Below are 3108 nucleotides of genomic sequence, written 5' to 3' on the forward strand. Positions count from 1 at the left end.
TCGAAACTGTAATCGGTCCACGCCAGATCACACGCGAAGATGGCGAACGCTTCATCACGGTCCAGTCCAACGTGCGCGGTCGCGATATCGGCTCTTTCGTTGCCGAAGCGCAGACGTTGACGGACGCTCAGTTGGATCTACCGCCCGGGTATCGTTTGGTCTGGGGCGGCCAATTCGAGCTTCAGCAACAGGCGAATGCCCGTTTCAAAGTGGTTATTCCGATTACGTTGGGCATCGTTCTGCTGATCCTTCTGGTAACCTTTGGTCGCCTGAAATCAGCGATCCTCATCCTGTTGAATATCCCCTTGGCGCTGACGGGTGGTGCGATGGCGCTCTGGTTGACAGGGTTGCCGGTGTCGGTGCCTGCTACTGTCGGGTTTATCGCATTGTTCGGCATCGCGTTGGGCAACGGTATGGTATTGGTCAGTTTCATGGATGATTTTGCGCGCGCCGGTCGCAATCTGGAGGCTTTGGCCATTGAGGCCGCAGGGCTGCGCGCGCGTCCGGTCCTGATGACCGCCATGACGACGGCACTTGGGCTGGCACCATTGCTCTTCGCCACCGGCGTCGGTGCCGAGGTCCAACGCCCGCTTGCCACTGTGGTAACCGGGGGGCTTGTTTCGTCAACCGTGCTGACCCTACTGGTCATGCCCGCCCTGCACCGCTGGTTTGCACCCAGACAAGGTGGGCATCATTCGCTTGTCGAAACGGTCCACGAGCATGGTACGAAGGCAAAAACTGTAAAGAAGGCTTAGGGCATATATGTTCTGATGCGCAGGCAAAGGTGCACGGCTGTTTGACGGTGCGTGCTCCCTTGCGGCCGTACTTTGGGTCAATACAACGCATCTCCGGTCAAAAGAGGAGTACTATAGGCTGATGCAGATAGGGGCCATCGGAAGGTTTCTTCGTAAAACCACGCCAAGGGAGAACTTTCAGCGAACATCTTCAAGTCCCCCAGTCTCTGACGGGCCTGATGTTCAGTGGCCGCGCAATTTTGCGCTCTGCTGCACCAGAATGCCAATCGAAGTCGCCAGAGAGGATGACGTGCTCCCACCCGAGCGGCGACGTGTGCGGAAGCAGCCTAGCATCGTATAGCGGGCTGGTCTGCGCGAGGTGTCTGGCCTGTAAATAGTGTTCCAAAACGTGATGGCGGCAATGACGAGGTTGAGCGCCATCGCGCGTTTCTGTTGAGCCGCGTCAGAGCGATCATGAATGCGCCCTTGTGAATGAGCAAATACGGCCTTGGCCAGCGAGTGACGCGCTTCACCCTTGTTGAGACCTGCGTGGCTTTCCATGCGCAGGTCGGCGTTCTCGATCCAGTCGAGCATGAAGAGCGTACGTTCGATCCGACCGATTTCACCCAGAGCGAGGTACAGCCGGTTTTGCTGGCGGTACGCCCCAAGCTTGCGCAGGATTTCAGACGGTTTGAGAGACTTGTCGCGTATGCTGGCCGCGAGCCGCATGATGTCGCCCCAATGCTGCCGTATCACCTCTTCGTTGATCGGTTTGCCCATGATGGGAGACAAAGTGGGCCACGCTTTTGCACTCCCGAAGCAGGCCAATCTCCGGTCCGGAAAGTCGCGCAGACGCGGCGCGAAGGTCATCCCCAACAGATGGAACAGGGCAAAGACGTGGTCCGACACGCCGCCAGTATCTGTGTAATGAACGAGGGGATCGAAGCTGGCCGGATTGTTCAGGAGGCCATCGAGCACGAAAGGGGCTTCGCCTGCGGTTGCCCCGATGACGCTCGAATGGAACGACCCGTATTGGCCTGACAGGAAGGAGTAGATCTTCAACCCAGGGTCTGGCCCGTATTTGGCGTTGATCACCCCGCTGCCTCGATTGGCGGAGAAGAATTGGCCATCCGATGAGCTATGTTCAGCTACGCCCCAGTGCTGCGCGAAGGACAGGCCATGATGGGCATCGACAATGCGGCCCAGAGCATCTGCAAACGTCTCCGGCCGCAAGTACCATGTCTGCGCCCAGGTCAACTGCGCATGGCTGACGCGCGATGAGGCATAGGCCATCCGCTCTAGCCCGAGATTGCTCGCCCCAGCCAAGATCGTGGCCAACACAGCGGCGGGCGCATCGTGATGCTTGCCAGAACGCAGATCAGTGAAGGCGTCGAGGAACCCCGTCTGCGCATTCACCTCCCAAAGCAATTCCGTGATGCGGATACGTGGCATCACGGCGTCAATGGCCCGTTCCAGACGCACCGCAGCAGGTGGTGTCACCGCGTCATGGGGCGTGATTTTCAGGCGCCCGCGCTCGATCCGGACGCCGGTGAGAGCATCGCGCTTCAAGGCGCGGTCCACTTCATCAAGGCGTTTTGCCAGCGTGGCCCGCCGATCCGCCAGCCATGATTCCGGATCTGTCTCGAAGCCCGCATCCCGCATGACGATTTCCGCAGTGTTCCGGGGCATCAGGTAGCTGTCGAACCGCCGATACTCGCGACTGCCGTCGACCCAAACATCCCCGGCTCGCAGACGATCTCGCAAGGTGGACACAACGGCAGTTTCGTACATGCGCCGCTTTGGCTGACCGTCCTGCAAGATCAGCGACGGCCAATGCTTGGCCGCGAACGGCATGGGCGGATCATCGGGCAGTTTGCGTTTGCCGGTGCGGTTCTGGTCACGCAGCAAGGCGACCGCGGCCTGGAGGTCGTCGCCCGCATCGGGGGTCTATCAGCATAAAGGTACCGAAAGTCCCACAGGAATTTTTTCATTGAGTTGATGTTGCTTGGTTTTCTGCCTTTCCTGCGCTTCTGTTTTTTGCAGTCACTTTATGCGGCCTTTTTCGGGGGTAGGATGCCGAGGGTGTCGCGAAGCTTTTCTTCTGAGAAGTCGTACTCACCCAGCATGTTAATATGGGCCCATGACATGGGCGAGTGGGCGGTAATCAGGCGTAGTAGCTTTCCTTTGGCCTCTGCGTCTGGAGCTTTTCCGATTTGGCGTGCCAAGTAGAGATAGTTCCAGCAGATGATGCTGTTTTTGATCAAGCGGTTGCAGGCCTCTGCGATCTCCTGTTCTTCCTTTTCGGTTTGCGAGAACTCACGTGGATTGCCGACGGCCACTGCGCGTGTGAAGCGATTGGCCAATTCGACTTTGT

General features: G+C 58.4%; 2 protein-coding genes and 1 pseudogene. 1 reads left to right on the forward strand and 2 read right to left on the reverse strand.

From position 1 onward, the window contains the following. The coding region (locus tag A3722_RS03795) for an efflux RND transporter permease subunit (RefSeq protein ID WP_150120422.1) at nt 1-755 on the forward strand (755 nt) is incomplete at its 5' end. Between the two features lie 190 nt (nt 756-945). Here A3722_RS03795 and A3722_RS03800 read toward each other — a convergent pair. Then, nucleotides 946-2675: pseudogene (locus tag A3722_RS03800) on the reverse strand (Tn3 family transposase); the annotation flags it as partial. Nucleotides 2676-2782: 107 nt separating this feature from the next. After that, on the reverse strand, nt 2783-3108 hold a 326-nt coding region (locus tag A3722_RS03805), incomplete at its 5' end, for a Tn3 family transposase (RefSeq protein WP_150120423.1).

Origin of the sequence: Sulfitobacter sp. HI0027, assembly GCF_001634775.1 — a bacterium.
In the GTDB taxonomy this organism is placed as follows: Bacteria; Pseudomonadota; Alphaproteobacteria; order Rhodobacterales; family Rhodobacteraceae; genus Sulfitobacter.